The organism is Streptomyces sp. NPDC107498, assembly GCF_055582805.1.
The window spans coordinates 22,495-42,118 of sequence record NZ_JBVJPE010000016.1 but is presented as its reverse complement, the minus strand read 5'-3'; the positions used below and the strand labels follow the sequence as shown (position 1 = coordinate 42,118).

General features: G+C 75.7%; 20 protein-coding genes. 7 read left to right on the top strand and 13 right to left on the bottom strand.

Going from position 1 to position 19,624, the window contains the following annotated elements; translation table 11 throughout:
* Positions 1-36: 36 nt before the first annotated feature.
* Positions 37-1,074 (bottom strand): ABC transporter ATP-binding protein, encoded by a 1,038-nt coding sequence (locus ACZ66Z_RS25725; RefSeq protein ID WP_469937727.1) that lies wholly within the window; start codon positions 1,072-1,074, stop codon positions 37-39.
* Positions 1,075-1,205: 131 nt separating this feature from the next.
* Between ACZ66Z_RS25725 and ACZ66Z_RS25720 the strand changes: the two genes are divergently transcribed.
* Together ACZ66Z_RS25720 and ACZ66Z_RS25715 are read left to right on the top strand one after the other, a co-directional pair.
* Positions 1,206-2,057, top strand: coding sequence for a FadR/GntR family transcriptional regulator (locus tag ACZ66Z_RS25720; protein WP_469937726.1), 852 nt, complete (start codon positions 1,206-1,208; stop codon positions 2,055-2,057).
* Positions 2,011-2,796, top strand: a complete 786-nt coding sequence (locus ACZ66Z_RS25715) for a cache domain-containing protein (protein ID WP_469937725.1) — start codon at positions 2,011-2,013, stop codon at positions 2,794-2,796. The genes ACZ66Z_RS25720 and ACZ66Z_RS25715 overlap by 47 nt, the downstream gene beginning before the upstream one ends.
* A gap of 72 nt (positions 2,797-2,868) precedes the next feature.
* Here the strand turns inward: ACZ66Z_RS25715 and ACZ66Z_RS25710 are convergent, their stop codons facing one another.
* The 3 genes from ACZ66Z_RS25710 to ACZ66Z_RS25700 form a co-directional block, all read right to left on the bottom strand.
* Positions 2,869-3,525, bottom strand: a complete 657-nt coding sequence (locus ACZ66Z_RS25710; RefSeq protein WP_469937724.1) for a TOPRIM nucleotidyl transferase/hydrolase domain-containing protein — start codon at positions 3,523-3,525, stop codon at positions 2,869-2,871.
* 61 nt (positions 3,526-3,586) lie between these two features.
* On the bottom strand, positions 3,587-3,904 hold the full coding sequence (locus ACZ66Z_RS25705) for a cupin domain-containing protein (protein WP_469937843.1): 318 nt from the start codon (positions 3,902-3,904) through the stop codon (positions 3,587-3,589).
* Entirely contained in the window at positions 3,904-5,163 is a 1,260-nt protein-coding gene (locus ACZ66Z_RS25700; RefSeq protein WP_469937723.1) for an MFS transporter, read from the bottom strand. Before ACZ66Z_RS25700 ends, ACZ66Z_RS25705 begins: the two co-directional genes overlap by 1 nt.
* A 130-nt stretch (positions 5,164-5,293) precedes the next feature.
* Between ACZ66Z_RS25700 and ACZ66Z_RS25695 the strand changes: the two genes are divergently transcribed.
* On the top strand, positions 5,294-6,193 hold the full coding sequence (locus tag ACZ66Z_RS25695; protein WP_469937722.1) for a LysR family transcriptional regulator: 900 nt from the start codon (positions 5,294-5,296) through the stop codon (positions 6,191-6,193).
* Here the strand turns inward: ACZ66Z_RS25695 and ACZ66Z_RS25690 are convergent.
* From ACZ66Z_RS25690 to ACZ66Z_RS25675, 4 genes are all read right to left on the bottom strand, one after another.
* A complete protein-coding gene (locus tag ACZ66Z_RS25690) occupies positions 6,141-7,484 on the bottom strand; it encodes a M20 metallopeptidase family protein (RefSeq protein ID WP_469937721.1) in 1,344 nt (447 codons plus the stop codon). The two genes, ACZ66Z_RS25695 and ACZ66Z_RS25690, sit on opposite strands and share 53 nt — an antisense overlap.
* Before the next feature lie 155 nt (positions 7,485-7,639).
* Positions 7,640-9,298 carry an acyl-CoA dehydrogenase family protein gene (locus ACZ66Z_RS25685; RefSeq protein ID WP_469937720.1) on the bottom strand — a complete coding sequence of 553 codons (1,659 nt, stop codon included), beginning with the start codon at positions 9,296-9,298 and terminating at the stop codon, positions 7,640-7,642.
* Positions 9,282-9,899, bottom strand: coding sequence for a TetR/AcrR family transcriptional regulator (locus ACZ66Z_RS25680; protein ID WP_469937719.1), 618 nt, complete (start codon positions 9,897-9,899; stop codon positions 9,282-9,284). The genes ACZ66Z_RS25685 and ACZ66Z_RS25680 overlap by 17 nt, the downstream gene beginning before the upstream one ends.
* 219 nt (positions 9,900-10,118) lie before the next feature.
* On the bottom strand, positions 10,119-10,700 hold the full coding sequence (locus ACZ66Z_RS25675; RefSeq protein ID WP_376590590.1) for a TMEM165/GDT1 family protein: 582 nt from the start codon (positions 10,698-10,700) through the stop codon (positions 10,119-10,121).
* A 297-nt stretch (positions 10,701-10,997) separates the two neighbouring features.
* Here ACZ66Z_RS25675 and ACZ66Z_RS25670 point away from each other — a divergent pair, with 297 nt between their 5' ends.
* The 3 genes from ACZ66Z_RS25670 to ACZ66Z_RS25660 are packed head-to-tail and all read left to right on the top strand — an operon-like array spanning position 10,998 to position 14,159.
* Complete coding sequence (locus ACZ66Z_RS25670; RefSeq protein WP_469937718.1) at positions 10,998-11,585, top strand: TetR/AcrR family transcriptional regulator; 588 nt, start codon at positions 10,998-11,000, stop codon at positions 11,583-11,585.
* Positions 11,582-13,045, top strand: coding sequence for an MFS transporter (locus tag ACZ66Z_RS25665; RefSeq protein ID WP_469937717.1), 1,464 nt, complete (start codon positions 11,582-11,584; stop codon positions 13,043-13,045). Before ACZ66Z_RS25670 ends, ACZ66Z_RS25665 begins: the two co-directional genes overlap by 4 nt.
* A gap of 1 nt (position 13,046) precedes the next feature.
* Positions 13,047-14,159, top strand: a complete 1,113-nt coding sequence (locus ACZ66Z_RS25660) for a PP2C family protein-serine/threonine phosphatase (RefSeq protein ID WP_469937716.1) — start codon at positions 13,047-13,049, stop codon at positions 14,157-14,159.
* Here ACZ66Z_RS25660 and ACZ66Z_RS25655 read toward each other — a convergent pair.
* The 3 genes from ACZ66Z_RS25655 to ACZ66Z_RS25645 are packed head-to-tail and all read right to left on the bottom strand — an operon-like array spanning position 14,090 to position 16,921.
* Positions 14,090-14,413 (bottom strand): hypothetical protein, encoded by a 324-nt coding sequence (locus ACZ66Z_RS25655; RefSeq protein ID WP_469937714.1) that lies wholly within the window; start codon positions 14,411-14,413, stop codon positions 14,090-14,092. The genes ACZ66Z_RS25660 and ACZ66Z_RS25655 overlap by 70 nt on opposite strands.
* A 13-nt stretch (positions 14,414-14,426) precedes the next feature.
* A complete protein-coding gene (locus tag ACZ66Z_RS25650) occupies positions 14,427-15,791 on the bottom strand; it encodes an NtaA/DmoA family FMN-dependent monooxygenase (protein WP_469937712.1) in 1,365 nt (454 codons plus the stop codon).
* Positions 15,788-16,921 (bottom strand): LLM class flavin-dependent oxidoreductase, encoded by a 1,134-nt coding sequence (locus ACZ66Z_RS25645; RefSeq protein ID WP_469937710.1) that lies wholly within the window; start codon positions 16,919-16,921, stop codon positions 15,788-15,790. Before ACZ66Z_RS25645 ends, ACZ66Z_RS25650 begins: the two co-directional genes overlap by 4 nt.
* A 570-nt stretch (positions 16,922-17,491) precedes the next feature.
* Between ACZ66Z_RS25645 and ACZ66Z_RS25640 the strand changes: the two genes are divergently transcribed.
* Positions 17,492-18,715 (top strand): alpha/beta hydrolase family protein, encoded by a 1,224-nt coding sequence (locus ACZ66Z_RS25640; RefSeq protein ID WP_469937708.1) that lies wholly within the window; start codon positions 17,492-17,494, stop codon positions 18,713-18,715.
* Positions 18,716-18,733: 18 nt separating this feature from the next.
* On the opposite strand, the gene ACZ66Z_RS25635 is transcribed toward ACZ66Z_RS25640, so the two are convergent.
* Positions 18,734-19,318 carry a nucleosidase gene (locus ACZ66Z_RS25635; protein ID WP_469937706.1) on the bottom strand — a complete coding sequence of 195 codons (585 nt, stop codon included), beginning with the start codon at positions 19,316-19,318 and terminating at the stop codon, positions 18,734-18,736.
* Between the two features lie 49 nt (positions 19,319-19,367).
* Positions 19,368-19,577: a helix-hairpin-helix domain-containing protein gene (locus ACZ66Z_RS25630; RefSeq protein ID WP_469937704.1), complete on the bottom strand. Its 210-nt coding sequence runs from the start codon at positions 19,575-19,577 to the stop codon at positions 19,368-19,370.
* Between the last annotated feature and the right edge of the window lie 47 nt (positions 19,578-19,624).

Below are 19,624 nucleotides of genomic sequence, written 5' to 3'. Positions count from 1 at the left end.
GAGGGGGACGGGGGCGTGGGGCGCGGTGCGAGGGGGCTACGGGGTCTCCGGGACGCGCACGGCGTGGTCCTGGTGCCACTGGAGGCCGACCCGGGCGCCCCGGAAGGCGGCGAGGTCGGCGGAGGAGGTCTCCAGGTTCTGCTGGAGGACGGTGAGCCGGCCGCCGCCGTCGAGGTCGACCAGGAAGCGGGTGGAGTCGCCGAGGTAGACGACCTCCGCGACGGTGCCGGCGGCGGTGGCGTGCCCGGGGTCGCCGGGCGCCTTGGGGTCGGGGAGGATCCGGATCTTCTCCGGGCGGATGCTGTACGTGCCCGGCGCCCCGACCACCTGACGGGCGGTCTCCCCTGCCAGCAGGTTGGAGGTGCCGACGAAACCGGCGACGAAGGGGGTCGCGGGCCGTTCGTAGATCTCGGCGGGCGCGGCGACCTGTTCGATCCGGCCCCGGTGGAAGACGGCGATCCGGTCGCTCATCGTCAGGGCCTCCTCCTGGTCGTGGGTGACGAAGACGAAGGTGATGCCGACCTCCCGCTGGATCGCCTTGAGCTCGACCTGCATCCGCTCGCGGAGCTTGAGGTCGAGCGCGCCGAGGGGTTCGTCGAGCAGCAGCACGCGGGGGCGGCCGACGAGCGCGCGGGCCAGGGCGACCCGCTGGCGCTGGCCCCCGGAGAGCTCGGCGGGCCGGCGCCTGCCGAGGCCTTCGAGGCCGACCTGTGCGAGGGCGGCCCGGGCGCGCACCAGACGTTCGGCGCGGGCCACGCCGCGGACCTTGAGGCCGTAGGCGACGTTCTGTTCGACCGTCATGTGCGGGAAGAGCGCGTAGTCCTGGAAGACGGTGTGCACGTCCCGCTCGAAGGGGGCCAGTCGGGTGACGTCGCGGCCGGCCAGTTCGACGGCCCCGGCGGTCGGCGTCTCGAAACCGGCGATCATCCGCAGCACGGTCGTCTTCCCGGAGCCGGAGGGGCCGAGCATCGAGAAGAACTCGCCGTCCGCGATCTCCAGGTCCACCCCGGCCACGGCCTCGGTCCGGCCGTAGGTCTTGCGCAGTCCCGTCAGCCGGATCGCCATTCCCTCCATGGGCGGGAACCTTTCTGGTGCGGTGGAGCGTTGCTCGGGCGTGGGCGTAAACATATGAAGTCATAGTTCAAATCTCAAGACCCCTTTAAGGTAAAGCCTGAGTCAACGCCCGACGCGCGAGGTGGTTAACCGTGAGACCGAACGGCAGGCCGGACGAGGCAGGCGGCGCGGCCGGGACCGGCGCGGCCCGCAGGGCCGTCTTCGCCCCCGTCGACACCCGGGCCCGGGTCGACACCGTCGTCCGCCGCATCGGCGACGCCATCGAGCTCGGACTCCTCGCCGACGGGGAGCAGTTGCCCGGCGAGACCGAACTCGCCGGACAGCTCGGCGTCTCCACCGTCACCCTGCGCGAAGCCCTCATGGCCCTGCGGCAGCAAGGCCTCGTCACCACCCGCAGGGGCCGCGGCGGCGGCAGCTTCGTCACCCTGCCCGACCACCCGCCGCAGGAGCGGCTGCGCGCCCGCCTCGCCGACTGGTCCACCGAGGAACTCCGCGACCTCGGCGACCACTGGGCCGCCGTCTCCGGCGCCGCCGCCCTGCTCGCCGCCCGTCGCACCCAGCCCGGAGATCTGCGCCCCCTCACCCGTACGGTCGAGGAACTCGCCGCCGCCGGGGACCCGGCGACCCGCAGCAGGCTCTACGGCCGCTTCCACGTCGAACTCGCCGCCGCCGCCCAGTCCGCCCGCCTCACCCGCGAGGAGATCGCCCTCCAGACGGACCTGGGCGCGCTGCTCTGCCTCGTCCTCGACGACCCCGTCCATCTCGGCAATGTGTCGGATCGTCACCGCGCCGTGATCTCCGCCGTGCAGGATGAGGCCGACGAGCGGGCCAGAACGCTCGCCGAGACGTGCGTACGGGAGTCGGTGGGGCGGCTGATCGCGCTGCGCCTCGGCACCTCCGGCCGCGCAACCGAGCCTCGTCCCGAGGAGGACACGCATGGGCAGGAGCACCGGGCTCGCGGGCCCCGTGGGGGCCGTCGCTGACACCGACCCGGTCGACGCGGTCGTCGACCGCGTCGAGGACACCCTCGAAGAGGTCTTCGCCGCCGTCGCCGGGACCGGCGCCGACACGGGCGCCCTGCTCGCCGGGGCGACCGGAGCGGGCCGCGGGCCCGTCGCCGCCGACCTGACGGGCCTGCGCCCCGGACTGCACGCCCGGCTCGCGGCCCATCCGCTGGTCTCGGGCGTCGGCTTCGTCGCCGCTCCCGGACTCCTCACCGACGCACCGGGCTGGCTGGAGTGGTGGCAGCGCGGCCCCGGCGGAGCCGTCCGCCCGCTCCTCCTCGACCTCGACCCGGAGCACTCCGCCTACTCCGACTACACCCACTGGGACTGGTACACCCTGCCCCGCGAGACCGGACGCCGGGCCGTCGCCGGGCCCTACGTGGACTACCTGTGCTCCGACGAGTACAGCCTCACGCTCTCCGCGCCGGTCGCCCTCGACGGCCGGTTCGTGGGCGTGGCCGCCGCCGACGTCTACCTGCGCGACTTCGAGGCGGCCGTGCTCCCCGTGCTCCAGCGGCTGCCCGCGCCGGCCCGGCTCGTCAACGCGCGGGGCCGGGTCGCCGCCTCCACCGACCCGGCCCACCTCGCCGGATCTCTCACCAAGGGCCCCGACTTCGCCGCCGTCCTCGCGGGCCCGCCGGCCGAACACCGCACCGCGGGACTGCGCCTGCTGCCCTGCGGGGGCACGCCGCTCGTCCTGGTCACGACGGACGACTGAGCGCGCGCCGCGGGAACGGGGCCGGACGGAACCCGCGCCCCGGTCGGCGGCCCGGCGGCGCGCCCTCGGGGGTCACGCACCCGCCAGGAGGCCGTCGAGCGGCGCCGGCACCCGGTCGGCCTCCAGGGCCTCCACCAGGAGGGCGCCGTAGCGGATCTTGCGGCCCTTCTTCGTGCCGAGGAAGCGCCGCAGCTGCTGGTGCCGGGTCCGGCCGTGCTGGGCGGGCTGGGACAGGAAGGTCTGCCAGGGGCGCAGGTCGCCCTCCGTCCGGATGATCTCCTCGACCCCCGCCGGGCCCAGCGCGCGGATGAGCTCGTCCTCCAGGTCCGCCACGCAGACGAAGAAGTCCCGGGGCGGTGCTCCGGCCCGCAGCAGACCGCGCTCGTAGAAGCCCCGCTCGCGCTCGTCGCACAACCCCGTCAGGCGCAGGCCGAGTCCGGGCGGTCCGAGGAGTTCGGCGTAGCGGGCGATGTTCGTCGCGCCGCCCATGGACACCACGCACACGCCCTCCGCGGCGAGGTCCCGGCCGCGCCGCGCGGCCAGCGCCCCGACGGCCGCGAAGTCGCTCGGGCCCTCCAGGAGCACCGCCGTGCGCAGCCCCAGGCCCACGGCCAGGGCCCGCGCCGCCTCCCCGTCGGAACCGCCGGCCGCCCAGCGGCCCACCTCGTCCCGGAACGCCCCCGTGTCCGCCAACGCCCCCGTGCCCGCCCGCGCCCTCGTGTCCGCCATGGGGGCGAGTCTGCCCGCCCACCGGGCGGGGCGCAGCGAATATTCGACCGGGCCCGGTCCCTCAGTCGTTCACGGCCGTCAGGAGCACCACCGCGTCCTCCAGCGCCGTCAGCCCGTGCCGTTCCTTGGGGATCATCCGCAGTGTGCCGGCCCGCAGCTCCTCCGCGCGTCCGGCCGCCGTCAGGCTCACCCGGCCCCGCAGCACCTGGAGGCTCGCGGCCGGCGGCGCGTTGTGCTCGTCCAGGGAGGTGCCCGAGGTCAGGGCGATGACGGTCTGCCGCAGCACCCCGTCGTGCACCACCAGATGGGCGCTGCGCCCGTGCGGCGCCGTACGGGCCGCGGACAGGTGCTCGTCGGCGAGGGTGACGAGGTCCAGCATCATGACTCTCCCTGCGGGATGCGCGGACGGATACCCCCAGCCTCCCGTGTGACGTCCCGGACGCAACTCGGGACCGCCGGTCGCGCGGAGGCCGCCACGAGCCCGCCGGCGGCGACGCACGCCCCCGCCGCGAGCAGAGCGGCCGACCAGCCGTGCGCCGCGTACAGCCAGGACCCGGCGAGGGAGCCGAGCGCCCCGCCGCCGAACGTGGCCAGCATGAAGACCGTGTTGACCCGCGCCGCCACCGCCCGACCGATCCCGAAGATCCGGGCCTGGCCGGCCACCTGACACGAGCTGACCCCGACCACCAGCAGGTTCGCCCCGGCCACCAGGGCCACGGGGGAGTACGGGCCGAGTCCGGCCACCGCGAGACCGAGCCCCGCGCACCCCAGCCCCCCGGCGGTCACCGCCGAGGCGCCGTACCGGTCGGCCAGCGGCCCGGCCGCCGCCGAGAGCAACGCCGCCGGCAGGGTCAGCACCCCGAAGAGGCCCACCGCCCCCGGCCCGTACCCGAGCGGCGGGGCCGCCAGGTGGAAGGCGAGCACGGACCAGAAGACGCTGAACGCCGCGAAGACGCACGCCCCGAGCGGCGCCGAGACCCGCAGCTCCCGGTGGACCGCGAGGAGCCGCGGAAGCCCGGCCAGGAGCCCGGCGTACGAGGCGTCCCCCCGCGACCCCAACCGTTCGGGCAGTCGGCGGGGGAGTACGGGCAGCAGCGCCGCCGTCGCCACGGCCGCCACCACGTAGGCCACCCGCCAGCTGCCGCTCGCGTCGGCCACGGCACCCGAGACCGTGCGGGAGAGCGTCGAGCCCAGCGTCAGGCCCAGGCCCACCAGACCCACGACCCGGCCCTGCCGTCCGGGACCGGCGAGCACCGCCGCCACCGGGGTGAGGATCTGCGGCAGCACCGTCGTGGTGGAGAGGGCGAGGGTCGCGAGCGTGAGGGTGACCACGTCGGGCGCCGCCGCCGCGACGAGCAGGGCGGCGGCGGTCAGGGCGAGCAGCACCGAGGTGAGGCGACGCAGCCGCGCGGAGTCGGCGAGCGGCACGAGCAGCAGGATGCCGAGCGCGTACCCGATCTGGGCGGCCGAGGCGACCGCCCCCGCCGTCCGCTCCGACACGTCGAGGCCGCGCGCCACGGCGGCGAGCAGCGGCTGCGGGAAGTAGATGTTGGCCACGGCGACCGCTCCCGCCACGGCGAGGAGCAGGACGTTCACGCGCGGGGCGGAGACGGCGGGGGTGGAGGTGCGCGGGACCACGGAGGCCCTTCCGTACGGGGGAGGGGGACGCCTCCAGGCTCCCGGCCGCCACCCCGGCCGATCAAGGTGCCATCATGAAAACGGCGTTGAGCCACACTCAACGATCGACGGACGTCAAGGGGTGGGGCCGGTGCTCGAACGGTACGAACTGGAGGCGTTCCTCACGCTCGCCGAGGAACTCCACTTCGGGCGCACCGCCGAGCGCCTCGGCGTCTCCACCGGCCGGATCAGCCAGACCGTCAAGAAACTGGAGCGCCGCGTCGGCACCCCGCTCTTCGCCCGCACCAGCCGCAGCGTCCGGCTCACCCCCGTCGGCCGCACCCTGTACGAGGACCTCCTGCCCGCCCACCGGCGGATCCGGGCCGCCCTCGAACGCGCCACCGCCGCCGGGCGCGGCGTCCACGGCAGGCTGCGCGTCGGCTTCGGCACCCCCTGGGGCGGCGAGCTGCTCACCGCCGCCGCCGAGGCCGTGACCGCCCTCCACCCGGGCTGCGAGATCACCGTCCACGAGGTCCCCCTCGACGGCGGGGTCCGCCCGCTCCAGGACGGGACGCTGGACGTCCAGTGCGCCGCCTTCCCCGTCCGCGAACCGGACCTCACCACCGGCCCCGTCGTCGTCGCCGACGAGCGGGTGCTCCTCCTGCCCGTCGGCCACCCCCTGGCGGGCCGCGCGTCCCTCGGCCCGGAGGACCTCGCGGGCCTCGACCTGATCGCCCCCGGCGGCTCCCTCCCCCGCTACTGGACCGACCACCACTACCCGCGCAGCACGCCGTCCGGCGCGCCCGTCGGCCGGGGCCCGGCCGCCGCCACCTGGCAGGAGGTCCTCTCCCACGTGACCGCGGGCCGGGGCGCGTCCCCCGGCGCGGCCCGGGGCGCCCGGTACCACCCGCGCCCCGGCATCGCCTACGTCCCGGTGCGCGACGTCCCGCCCCTGGAGTACGGCCTGGTGTGGCCGACCGCCTCCGACTCGGCTCTGCTCAGGGCCTTCGTGGCGGCGGTCGGCGCGGGCCCTGGCCTTCCGGCCGCGTGACGAGAGCGCCCGTCAGATGGTCGTACGCCACGTGCGCGTGGAGACGGACGCCGGTGACGAGGGTGTCGTCGTCCGCGTAGAAGTGCGGGTTGTGGTTGGTGACGAGGCCCCGCCCGCCCTCCACCGGGACCGGCCTGCCGGAGGCGTCCAGCGTGGCGTCCTGGACGCCGAGCATCACGTACAGACCGCCGAACCGGCCGACGAACTCGGAGACGTCGTCGTACCCGAGCGTCGCCCCCGTCTCCACCACGCGTTCCCCGCCGGCCACCCGGCGGAGGGTCGGCAACCCGGCCTCCACCCACGGCCCGTCGTTGTGCACGGGCGGCACGGACTGCAGGTACTCCACCGAGGCCGTCGCGCCGTACGCCGCCGCGGAGTGCTCGGCCAGCACGGTCAGCCGGCGCTTGACCTCCGCCATGTCGGACTCCACGGCGCAGCGGACCGTGCCCCACAGGGTCACGGTCTGGCCGATGATGTTGAAGCGGCCCACGTCCTCGACGTGCCCGATCGTCACCGTCACCGCGTCGAAGGCCGAGACCTGCCGGTAGAGCTGACCGATGCCCGTCAGGACCGCGCCGGCCGCCGGCATCGGGTCCACGCCCTCCCAGGGCGTGGAGCCGTGCACCTGCTTTCCGGTGACGACGACGCGGACCAGGGCGGACGCGCCGTACTGGTTGCCGATCCTGTATCCCACGTACCCCTTCGGATACGGCGTCACGTGCATGCCGAAGACCATCGTCGGCACCGGGTCGGCGAAGGCGCCCGCCTCGACCATCGCCCGCGCCCCGCCCTCCTCCGTCACCGGCGGACCCTCCTCGGCGGGCTGGAACACGAAGAGGACCGTGCCGGGAAGCCGCTCGCGGACTCCCGCCAGCACCGTCGCCGCCCCCATCAGCATCGCCGTGTGGCAGTCGTGCCCACACGCGTGCGAGACGGGGAACGGGCCGCCCGGGTAGGCGGCGTCCACCGCCTCGGAGGCGAAGTCCGCCCCGCACAGGTCCTTCACCGGCAGGGCGTCCATGTCCGCCCGCAGCGCCACGACCCGCCCGCCGCCCGGCGCCGCTCCCGGGGCGGGCCCGCGCAGGACGCCCACGACCCCGTGGCCCGCGATGCCGGTCCGCACCTCGTCGAGGCCCAGGGCGCGCAGGTGGTCCGCCACCAGACGGGCCGTGTTCACCTCCCGGTTGGACAGCTCGGGGTGCCGGTGCAGATGGCGCCGCCAGGCCACCACCTGATCGGCCGTGTCGACCGCCCGCCCGTCCAGTTCGTCGTGGATCGCCTCGCTGCCCAACGGGGACTCCCTCTCGTACCGGCCGACGCCGCGGCCCGGGAACCGTGCGCCACCAGCCTGCCACCCGGGAGGCGCCGGGACGGGGCACGGGCCGGGCGGGCCGCGGCCGTGCCCGCGCGGGTCAGCCGTTCGGGCCATGGACGGCGCGGCACCGGTCAGACCGGCACGCCCACCGCGCCCGGGCCGCTCCGCGCGATGACGGCCGCCGTGTCCACGCCCGCCGGCAGCGTCCCGAAGGCGAGGCCCCGGTCGCCGTCGAGGCGGGAGGCGCAGAACGCGTCCGCGACCGCCGGATGGCCGTGCCGGACGAGCAGGGACCCCTGGAGGACCAGGGCGAGGCGCTCGACGAGGCGTCGCGCCCCGTACGCCGCCGCGTCCGGGTCGCCGAGCCCCGCGAGGTCCTTGCGGAGGCCCGCGACCGCCGCGTCGAGACGCCGGTCGGCGCCCGCGCCCCGGTCGACCTCCGCGAAGTACGCCTCCACCGCCTCCGGCTGACGGGACATCGCCCGCAGCACGTCGAGCGCGGCGACGTTCCCGGAACCCTCCCAGATCGACGGCAGCGGCGACTCCCGGTAGAGCCTCGGCAGGCCCGAGTCCTCGACGTAGCCGTTGCCCCCGAGGCATTCGAGGGCCTCGGCCGCGTGCGCGGGGGCCCGCTTGCACACCCAGTACTTGGTGACCGCGAGACCGAGCCGGCGCAGCTGCTCCTCCTCGGCGTCACCGCGGGCCGCCCGGTCCACCGCCCCGGCGAGCCGCAGTGCCGCGACCGTCGCGGCCTCCGCCTCCACCGCCAGGTCCGCGAGCACGTTCCGCATCAGCGGCTGGTCCACCAGGCGCGCCCCGAACGCCGTGCGGTGCGTGGCGTGGTGCACGGCCTGCACGAGCCCGAGGCGCATGCCGGAGGCGGAGCTGACGGCGCAGTCGAGCCGCGTCATGTTGACCATCCGGATGATGGTGGCCACCCCGCGGCCCTCCTCGCCGACCAGCCGGCCGAGGGCGCCCTCGTACTCGATCTCGGAGGAGGCGTTGGACCGGTTGCCCAGCTTGTCCTTGAGGCGCTGGAGCCGGATCGCGTTGCGACCGCCGTCGGGCAGCACCCGGGGCACCAGGAAGCAGGACAGACCGCCGGGGGCCTGCGCCAGGGTGAGGAAGACGTCCGACATCGGCGCCGACGTGAACCACTTGTGACCGGTCAGCGCGTACTGCCCGGGCTCTCCCGTCGGCACGGCACGGGTCGTGTTCGCCCGGACGTCCGAGCCGCCCTGCTTCTCGGTCATCGACATCCCGGCGATGATCCCGCGCTTCTCCGTCGGCACCCGCAGCCCGAAGTCGTACGCGGAGGAGGTGAGCAGCGGCTCGTACACCTCGGCCAGCTCGGGCTGGACGCGCAGCGCGGGCACCGCCGCGTACGTCATGGAGACCGGGCACAGGTGCCCCGCGTCGGCCTGCCCCCACACGAACACCTTGGCCGCGCGCGCCACGTGCGCGCCCGGCCGCCCGTCGCGCCAGGGAGCGGCGCCCAGCCCGTGCCGCACGGCCACGTCCATCAGCTCGTGCCAGTACGGATGGAACTCGACCTCGTCGATCCGGTGCCCGTACCGGTCGTGGGTGTGCAGCACGGGGGAGTGGCGCTCGGCGAGCCGCCCCCACTCCTGGGCCTCCTCGCCCCCGGCCTTCGCCCCGAGCTCGCGGACCTCGGCCTCGGCCCAGCCCGCGCCCTCCCGGCGCAGCGCCTCCAGGAGGGCGGGGTCGGCGGAGACGTCGTGACCGGTCAGCGGTGGTACCTGGTTGGTGACCTCATGCGTGGTCGGCATCGGGAACTCCCAGAGCTCGCAGGGTGAACGTGACGAGTGCGGGTACGGTCTCGGGGCCCACGGACCCCTCCGCCAGCGGTCCCACGAGCGCCTCCGCCCCCGCACCGACCAGCGCGGAGGCCGTCAGGACCGCGTCCTGGGGCGGCAGCTCGCCCGAGCGCACGCCCTCCTGGACGCGCGCGGCGAACACGTCCCGGAACGCGCGCCGGAAGACGAGCCGCTCCGCGTCCACGGCCGGGTCGACCGGTTCGGCGAGCAGCGCGTAGGCGAGGCGCGGCGACTTCAGGGCCCGCTGGGCGAAGGTCTCGATCACGGCGACCACCCGCTCGGCCGCCGAACCGTGCCCGGGGCGACCGGCCGCCTCCGAGACGGCCGCCACTTCCCGGCTCACCACCGACCTGAACAGTTCGACGGCGAGCTCGGCCTTGCTCGGGAAGTGGCGGTAGACGCTCCCGGTGGCGATCCCGGCGCGCGCGGCGACGGCGGCCATCGTGCAGCCCGCGTACCCCTGCTCGGCGAGCAGCTCGAGGGCCGCGTCGACGACCGAGGCACGCTGGGCGTCGAGCCGGGCCTGGACGGCGGGGGTGCGTCGGTAGGGCATGGAAGGAGTGAAGCAGTGATTCACTGCTTCATCAAGAGGTCGGACGCCGAAGCCCGGTGGGCCGAGGCCGGTCGTCGGTCGGGTCGGGGTTCTGTCGTCGGCGGGCCGGTCATGGCCCGGTCGTCGGCGGTGGCCGTGGGCGCGTGTTCCCGGCGGACGCAGGACGGCGCACGCCCCTTCCCCGAGGGGGGAAGGGGCGTGCGCCGGAGCCGGGCGTGCTCAGCCGGTGAAGACCTCGGTCAGCGACCAGATCGCGAGCCCCGCCATGCAGACGCCGCCGATGCGCTGCACGGTCTTGAGGGGAACGCGCTTGGCGATGAAGCGGCCGGCGACCAGGGCGAGGGCGGAGACCGTCGTCAGGGCGGCGAACGAGCCGATCGCCGTCGACCAGGTGCCGTTGGTGGCGGCCAGGTTCGCGGTGGTGATCTGGGTCAGGTCGCCCCACTCGCTGATGAAGACGGCCATGAACGCGGTCGAGAAGACGGGCCAGAAGCCGCTGACCGTCCGGCCGCCCTCGTCGGCCTCGTCGTCGCCCCCGCCCCGCAGCAGCATGAAGGCGCCGAAGCCGAACATCAGGGCCGAGACCAGTTTGACGGTCCAGCCCGGGAGCAGCCCGAGCAGGCTGCCGGCGCCCACCGCGATGGCGACGTGGGCCAGGAAGGCGGTGGAGGTGCCGATCCACACGTACAGCGGACGCATGCGCGTGCCCATGGCGAGGGACGCGAACATCGTCTTGTCGGGAAGCTCGGCGAGGAAGATCAGCCCGAAGGCGGTGAGGATCGCCAAGGGGTCGAGGTGCATACCGGGGCTCTCTGCTCGGTCCGGGCCCCGTGGCTCCGGGCGACGCCTCGGTGGGCGACGGGGGACCACTCGGCCCGGCATGACGGACCACGCCCACGGGAACGCGGACGCGGTTGTTGCCTGGCCGAAGGTCTCGCCCGTCCGCGTGATCCGCGGACCCGGTCACCGGGAACCCGGGGGTTCCAGTGTGTCGACGACCGGTTCGCAGGGCTACTCCCCTTCGCTGTCGGCCAGTGTAACGGACGAGAGCGCGCAGGTGGGTAGACACTGTCTACTCGGTCTTGGTAGACAGTGTCCATGTCACTGAAAGAGCATGAGGACGGGCTGCGCGACCGGCTCGTCCGGGTCGGCGTCGAGCTGGTGAACGCCGAGGGAGTCCAAGCCCTCTCGCTCCGCGAGATCGCCCGCCGCGCCGGCGTCTCCCACGGAGCCCCGCGGCGGTACTTCCCCAGCCACCTGGAACTGCTCTCCGCCATCGCCCGCCAGGGCTTCGCCGAACTGGCCGCCCGCGTCGCCGAGGAGGACCCCGAGGAGGCCACGGCCCGCGAGCGGATCGGGGTGCTCGCCCGCGTCTACCTCGACTACGCCGACACCCGGCGCGGCATGTACGAGCTGATGTTCCGGCACGACCTGCTGGAGAGCGGACGGCTCGGGCTGCGCGAGACCAGCCTGCCGCTCTTCGTCCACCTCGCCGGGCTCGTCGCCCGCGCCCGCCCGGCGGCCGACCCCGCCCTCCTCGCCGGCGTCCTCTGGGCCAACCTGCACGGCCTCGCCCAGCTCTGGCACTGGGGCAGCCTCCGCCTCGCCACCGGCGGCGACGACCCGGGCCCCCTCCTGGCCGCCGCGCTCGACGCCCACCTCGGCCCCGTGGAGCCCGCCCCGTGAACCGCACCCTCGCCTGCAGCGTCGTCGGCGCCGCCGTCGTCGCCCTCGACGGCACGGTCCTGACCGTCGCCCAGCCCGCCCTCCAGCACGACCTGGGCGCCGAGGTCGGGCAGGTCCAGTGGACCAGCACCGGCTACCTCGTCGCCGTGGCGGGCCTCCTCGTCCTCGCGGGCCGCCTCGGCGACCGGTACGGCCACCACCGGGTCTTCGCCGTCGGCGCCCTCGGCTTCGCCGCCGCCTCCACCGGGATCGCCCTGGCCCCCGGCATCGGCACCGTGATCGCGCTCCGCGTGCTCCAGGGCGTCTGCGGGGCGCTCCTCCAGCCCGCCACCCTCGGCATGCTGCGCACCGCCTTCCCGCCGGAGCGGCTGGCGACCCCGATCGCCGTGCGGACCGCCGCCATCGGCCTCGCCGCCGCGACCGGGCCCCTCGTCGGCGGCGCGCTGGTCTCCGCGTACGGCTGGCGCGCGGTCTTCCTCCTCGGGGTGCCCCCGACCCTCGCCATCGGCCTGCTCGCCCTGCGCCCGCCGGCCCGCCGACGCCCGAACCCTCCCGACCGCGCGACGCCCGACCCGCTCGGTGCCCCGGCCCTGCCGAGGCGCCGTCCGGCGGCCGGCCCCGGCGGGCTCGACCTGCTCGGGGCCCTGCTGCTCGCCGTCGCGCTCGGGCTGCTCGTCCGGGCGCTCGACGAGACGTCCCGTCCCGGTGGCATCGCTGCCGCCGCCCTCACCGGGGGTGCGGCCCTCGGCGCCGGAACGGCCTTCGCGCGGCACGAGCGGCGCGCCACGGACCCCCTGCTGCCCCCGGCGCTGCTCCGGAGCGTGCCGGTCGTCGCGGGCCTCGCCGTGCTCCTCGCGGCCTCCGCGGCCCTCTTCGGCGCGCTCTTCGTGACGACGTACTTCCTCCAGGACGTCCAGGGGCTCGACCCCCTCGACTGCGCGCTGCGCGTCCTGCCCCTCGCCGTCCTCATGGTCCTCGGCGCACCGCTCTGCCCGCCGCTCCAGCGCCGCTTCGGCCCCCGGCGCACCGCCACCACCGGGGCCGCGCTGCTCACGCTCGGCGTCCTGCTGCTCTCCCGGCTCGACGCGACCGCCGGCGCGGCCCCCGTCGGCGTCGCCTCCGCGCTCCTGGGCGCCGGGTTCGTCACGCTCATGGTCACCGCGACCTCCGTCGTCGTGCACCGCGCCCCCGAGGCCCATGCCGGGGTCGCCGGCGGCCTCCAGCAGACCGCGATGAACATCGGCCCGGCGCTCGGCGTCGCCACCGCGACCCTCCTCCTCGCCCTCGTCCCCGACGCCGGCTTCGTACCGGCCCGGGGTGCCGCCCTCCCGGCCCTGGCGGCGATCGCCGCGCTCGCCCTCCCGGCCGCCCTGGCCCTGCCCGGCCGGGCCGACCGCCCGGGGACACGCCCGGACCCGACGGCACCCCGGCCCGGCGGGCGACCCTGCGTACGATCATGAGATGCCCGCAGCCGGTCACCGCCGTCCCTCCGGCGCGGCGGCGCGCACCCAGTTCAACCTCGGTCGCGCGCTGCCCTTCCTGGTCCTGGTCCTGACGGTCGTCGCCGATCTCCTCGCCCCCGACCGGGAGCGTTTCGACCGACTCCTCGTCGCCGCGCCCGCGCTCGCCGCCGTCACCTGGAGCGTGCGCGGGACCGTCGGCATCGGACTGCTGGCCATGGTCATCCGCGTGCTCCTCAGCCCGGCGCAGGAGGTGGCGTCCGCCACCGAGCTCCTCGCCAGCGAGACGGTGCTCGCGGTGGCGACCGCCATCGCGGCCTGGATCAGCCGGGTCCGCACCCGCTACGAGCGGGACCTGCGGGAGGTGACCGCCGTCGCCGAGGTCGTCCAGCGGGTCGTCCTGCGCCCGCTGCCCGAGCGCCTCGGCCGCTTCGACCTGCACCTGCTGTACGTCGCGGCCGCGGCCAAGGCGAGGATCGGCGGCGACTTCTACGAGGCCGTCAGGATCCCCGGCGCGGTGCGCGTCATGCTCGGCGACGTCCAGGGCAAGGGCCTCGGCGCCGTCGAGACCGCCTCCGTCCTGCTCGGCTCCTTCCGCGCCGCCGTCAACGAGGCCCGCGACCTCGCGGACCTCGCGGACCGGCTCGACGAGGGCCTCGCCCGCTACGGCGCCTGGGACCCGGACTCCGACGCCGCCGAACGCTTCGCCACCGTCGTCCTGGTGGAGCTCCCCGACGGCCGTGACGTCGCACGGCTCCTCAGCTGCGGCCACCCCGCCCCGCTGCTCCAGCGGGCGACCGGCGTCGAACCCGTGCACTTCGCCGACCCCTCGCTGCCCGTCAACCTCTCCGGTCTCGCCGACAACCACCACCGGATCGAGGAGGTGCCCTTCGGGCCGGGGGACCGGCTGCTCCTCTACACCGACGGCGTCAGCGAGACCCGGGACCGGACCGGCACCTTCTACCCGCTGGAGCTGCGGCTGCGGGGCTGGGCCCGGGAACCGGCCGCGGAGCTGCCCGCGCTGCTCCACCGGGACCTCGCGGCCTACGGGGCGGACGGCCTCGACGACGACGTGGCCGCCGTGCTCGTGGTCCGCCCGTCGGCGGCCCCCTGACGGAGCCGCGCCGCCCGGTCGCGCGTCGGCACGGGCCGGAACGTGCCCCCGTACACGGGCAGCTCGATCCGGTCGCCGTAGCGGGCGAGCCGGTCCCAGGGCCGGTTGATGCCGGCGGAGCCGTACGCACGGACGCGGGTGACGGCGTCGAGGTCGAGGACGTCGACGAGGACCCCCTCGCCGGTGCCCGCCTGCTGGCGGACGATTCCCTCCGGGCCGACGGCGGCGCTGCGGGTGCCCGGTCCCCCGGACACCCGCAGCGAGGCGTCACACCGCCGGCGCGAGCCCCAGGTGCTCCCGCAGCGTCGTCCCCGTGTACGCCGTCCGGTACACGCCCCGCTCCTGGAGCTCCGGCACGAGCAGCTCGACGATGTCGTCGAGTCCGTCCGGCACCAGGTACGGCGAGACGTTGAAGCCGTCGACGGCCCCGTGCCGGGCGAACCGGGCGAACCTCTCCGCGAGCCCGGCCGGGGTGCCGACGTGCCCGCGCTGCGGACCGAGTTCGATGACCGTCTCGCGCAGCGACCAGCCGTTGGCGTCGGCCTTCGCCCGCCACTCGGCCACCACCTCCAGGGTTTCGCCCAGCCGGCGGGTACCGAACTTCCCGTCGTACTCGGCGACCACCGGATCCTCGGCGGGCAGCGGCCCGTCCGCGTCCCGCCCGGACAGGTCGACGCCCCACAGCCTGCTCGCGATGCCCAGGGCGACGGCGGGCGTGACCTGTTCGAGGCGCACCCAGCGGGCCTTCTCCTCCGCCTCCTTCTCGGTGGCCCCGATGACGATCTCCGTGCCCGGCAGGATCCGCAGGGCGTCCTCCGGTCGTCCGGCCGCCCGCAGCCGCCGCCGGATGTCCTCGGCGAAGGCCAGCGCGTCGTCGAAGTCCGTACCGTGCGCGGAGAAGATCACGTCCGCGTTGCGGGCCGCGAAGTCCCGCCCCTCGCCGGAGTCGCCGGCCTGGAAGATCACCGGATGCCCCTGCGCGCTGCGCGGCAGCGTCGGCGCCAGGTCGACGTCGAAGTGGTCGGTCCGCGACCGTACGCGTCCCACCGCACCCGGCACCGACCAGGACCGGGCGTCGACGGAGCCGGCGACCGCGCCCTCCGCCCAGCTGTTCCACACGGCGCGCGCGACGGAGAGGAACTCCTCGGCGCGCCGGTAGCGGTCGGCGTGGTCGAGGAAGCCGCCGCGTCGGAAGTTCTCGCCGGTCCAGGCGTTGTGGGTGGTCACCACGTTCCAGCCGGCCCGGCCGCCGGAGAGCAGGTCGAGCCCCGCGAGCCGCCGGGCGAGGTCGCCGGGCTCGTTGAAGGTGGTGTTGGACGTGGAGACGAGTCCGATCCGCTCGGTCGCGGCGGCGAGCGCCGACAGCTGGGTGATCGAGTCCGGGCGTCCGGCGACGTCCAGCTCGTGGATGCCGCCCTCCGACTCGCGCAGCCGCAGGCCGTCGCCGAGGAAGAACGCGTCGAAGAGCCCGCGTTCGGCGGTCCTGGCCACCCGCAGGAAGGACGCCGGATCGATCTGGGAACCGCTGGACGGGTCCGACCAGATCGTCCAGTGGTTGACGCCCTGGAAGAACACCCCGAAGTGCAACCGGGCGTCGGGGCGGGGGACGTCGTTCGCGTCGGCGCGGGTCATCGGGTCTCCTCCCGGACGAGCGCGGCGGCGCCGTCGGTCGTGAAGCGGCTGAGGGGCCGGGGGAGGCCCAGGGAGGTGCGCAGGGTGGTGCCGGGCAGCGGGCGCGCGGCGATCCGTCGCACGAACAGCTCAGGCAGGACGAGCCGGGACAGCACCGCCAGGTCCTCGTCGAGCACGAGCGGACGCAGCCGCACCCCGTCGACGTGGCCGCCGAGTTCCGTCAGGAGGTCCACGAGACCGGCCGCGGAACCGGCGTACCGCAGCCGGTCCGGGCCGGCTTCCCACGGGGAGTACCGCTCCAGGTCGGCGATCCGCTCCCGGGCCGTCTCGCCCGGAGTGTCCAGGGCGACCTCCAGCTCGGCGAAGGCGAGCGGCGCGCCGCCGGCCGCCGCCGCCCCGCCCGCCTCGGCGGGCGTCGCCCCGCCGACGAGGGCCACGTCGGCGAGACCGGCCGGGACGAGACCGGGGCGGGCGAGGACCACGGGCCGCCCCTGCGGCGGGCGCGGCACGATCGACGGGCCCCTCACGGAGTACGTCTCCCCCGTGAAGTCGATGGCGTGGAGCCGCGACCGGTCCAGGTAGCGGCTGGTGGCCACCGACCGGATCACCGCGTCGTCCTCCCACGAGTCCCACAGGTCCCGTACGACGCGGAGGCCGTCGTGCGCCTCACGGGCGAGTGCGTCGGCGCCCTCGACGACCGGCCGCCCCCAGGCACGCGCGGCGGACGGGTCCTCCTCGACCCCCACCACCCAGCCGGCCCGGCCGGCCGAGACGTGGTCGAGCGAGGCGAGCTGTGAGGAGACGTGGAACGGCTCGGCGTACGTGGTCGCCACGACCGGCGCCACACCGAGGACGCTCGTCGACGCCGCCACGAACGCGGCCCGCTCCACGGCGCCGATCCGGCCCACGGGACCGGGGTCGTTCCCGGGGCCGTTCCCGGAGTCGGGCGGCAGGATCGAGTCCTCCAGGGTGACCAGGGTGAAGCCGGCGTTCTCGGCGACGGCCGCGACCCGGGCGAGCCGACGCGGGGTCAGCAGCTCGCCGGGGGAGTGGGCGGCACGGCGCCACGCGGCGGGATGGGCACCGTCGCCGTCGATCTCGACGGCCAGGTGCAGGGCGGGGCGGGGCATGGGAGTCCTTCCGAACGACAGGGACGCGCGACGGCACGGCAGCGGTGCGGGGCACGGCTGCACGGGGCCGGGCGACGGGACGTCACGGGACGCGCGGACCCACGCGAGGCGGGGTCAGGCGCGAGGGGAAGGACAGATGGCCGAGGAGGTGCGGCAGAAGTCGACGTGCCGACGGCAGACCAGACGGGCACGCGAACGGGCGGGGACGTGCGCCACGGCGATGACTGCGAGCACGTGCGCCTCCCCCCGGTTCCGGTCCCGTCCGGACGGGTGGACGGGGACGCCTCACCATAGGCAGGCCGCCTTCCGCACTGTCAAGGCCGTTCCGGCCGACGGGACGTCAGGACGGCGGAAAGGGAAGGGAGTCGACCCGGCGGCCCCGACCCGGTTCCGCCGGTCCGGGCCCGATCCGTCGCTCCCGGCCCGGCCCGGTTCCGTCGGCCCCGGCCCGGGCCGGGGCCGCGCCCTCCTCCTCCTCCTCGCGCCGGATCCCGTGTCAGACCCCGGGTTGACCGAAGGCGGGCCCGGGGTCTGACGCGCGGGCCCGGCGCCGGCGCCTAGCGTGCCCGCATGATCCGATTCACCCGGGCGGCCGCGGCCGCCGTTCTCGTCTGCTCCCTCGCCTTACCGGCCGGCGTCGCCACGGCGGCCGGTCGTCCGACCGGTCCGACCGGTTCGACCGGTTCGACCGGTCCGACCGGTTCGGCGGTCGGCGCTCCGGCCGGCGCCGGTACGGCACGGGCGGCCCGGGCCGCCACGCTGCCGGCGCCCACCGGGCCGTACGCCGTCGGCAGCACGGTCCTGCCGCTCGTCGACCGCTCCCGTACCGACCCCTGGGTGCCCACCGCCGACGGCCGTGCGCTCATGGTCACGCTGCACTACCCGGCCGCCCACCCCGGCGGCGGCCGCCCCGCCCCGTACGCCACCCGGGAGGAGGCGAAGCTGCTCGCCGAGCAGCTCGGGCCCGACGTCCCCGGCGACGTGCTCGCCCGCACCCGCACCCACAGCAGGACCGGCACCCCGCCCGCGCCCGGCCGGCACCCCCTGGTGCTGCTCTCGCCGGGCTTCAGCGTCTCCCGCTGGACGCTCACCCATCTCGCCGAGGACCTCGCCTCGCGGGGTTACGTCGTGGCCTCGGTCGACCACGCCTACGAGTCGTTCGGGACCAGCCTTCCCGGCGGCCGCACCCTCACCTGCGTCGCCTGTGCGGCCCTCGAGGGCGGGGTGCACGGCAGCGTCGTCACCTCCACGCGCGCCGCGGACATGCGGTACGTCCTGGACCGGCTGACCGGACCGAAGCCCGTCCGGCGGTACGCGGACGTGATCGACCCGCGTCGCGTCGGCATGGCCGGGCACTCCATCGGCGGGGCGAGCGCGGCCACCGCCATGGTGGCCGATCCGCGCATAGACGCCGGGATCGACATGGACGGCTCCTTCTGGCAGGACCTCCCCGCGGAGGGCCTGCGGGGCCGCCCGTTCCTGATGCTCGGGACCCACGACGGCACGCACCTGCCCGGCGGGCAGGACACCAGCTGGGACCGGACGTGGACCGCGCTCGACGGCTGGAAGCGCTGGATCACGGTCGCCGGGTCCGAGCACTTCACCTTCTCCGACGGCCCCGTGATCTCACGCCACTTCGGCCTTCCCCAGCCGGAACTGCCCAGCGACCGGGCCGTCGCCGTCACCCGGACCTACGTCGCGGCCTTCTTCGACCAGCACCTGCGCGGACTCCCGCGGCCGGTCCTCGACGGCCCGACGCCCGAGAACCCGGAGGTCCACTTCCAGCACCGCTGAGCCGCTCCCGGGCGGGACTCAGGAGGGGTACGGGGTGTTCGCCGCCGCCCAGTCGGCCAGCGCCCGCGCGCACTCGGCGACCGACTCCCGCCAGGTGCGCGCGGCACCCTCGCCGGCCTCGTCGCTGACGTGCTTCACGATGCGCAGCGGTACCCCGGCGAGCGCGGCCGCCGCGGCGAGCGCGTACCCCTCCATGTCGACCAGCGGCGCCCGCTCGGCGAGCCGGGCGCGGGCCGCCTCGTCCGAGACGAACGTGTCGCCGGTGGCGAGGACCACGTCACCACCGTCCGGCAGTGCCAGCGGAGAGCCGTACGTCTCGCCGGTCAGGGTGGCGAGCAGCTCGCCGTCGAGGTCGTGCTGCACCACCGTGCCGACGACGTGCGTCCCGGTCCAGCCCGGCCGCAGGGCCCCGGCCGTCCCGAGGTTCACGATCCCGGACGGCCGCGGGCCCCGGCCGAGGACGGTGGCGAGCGCGGTCGCCGCGTTCACCTTGCCCATGCCGGTGAGCAGGACGGGCAGCTCCGTGTCGAGGAACTGCGCCTCCTCCTTGACGGCGAGGACGAACAGGGGGCGGCCGGCCGTGATCTCTCCCGAGAGTTCCATGGGGGCCACGCTAGTTCGGGGGCCCGCCCGCCGTACAACCGGGCGGTCCTCAGCCCAGGGAAAGGCCCTGCTCCGCGAGGGCCTCGCCCAGTACGCGCAGGGCCTTCGGCCCCACGCCGTGCAGCGCGGCCAGCTCGGCGGCGGGCACGCCGCCGAGCTGTGCGAGCCGGGTGTACCCGGCCGCGACGAGCGCGCGGGTCGCGGGCGCGCCGATCCCACGAGGGAGGCCGGTCTCGGGCCGGTCGGATCCGTTCGTCATGGAGCGATCGTGCCACGGGGGCGGAGCGGCGGGCGGCGGTTCGGCCC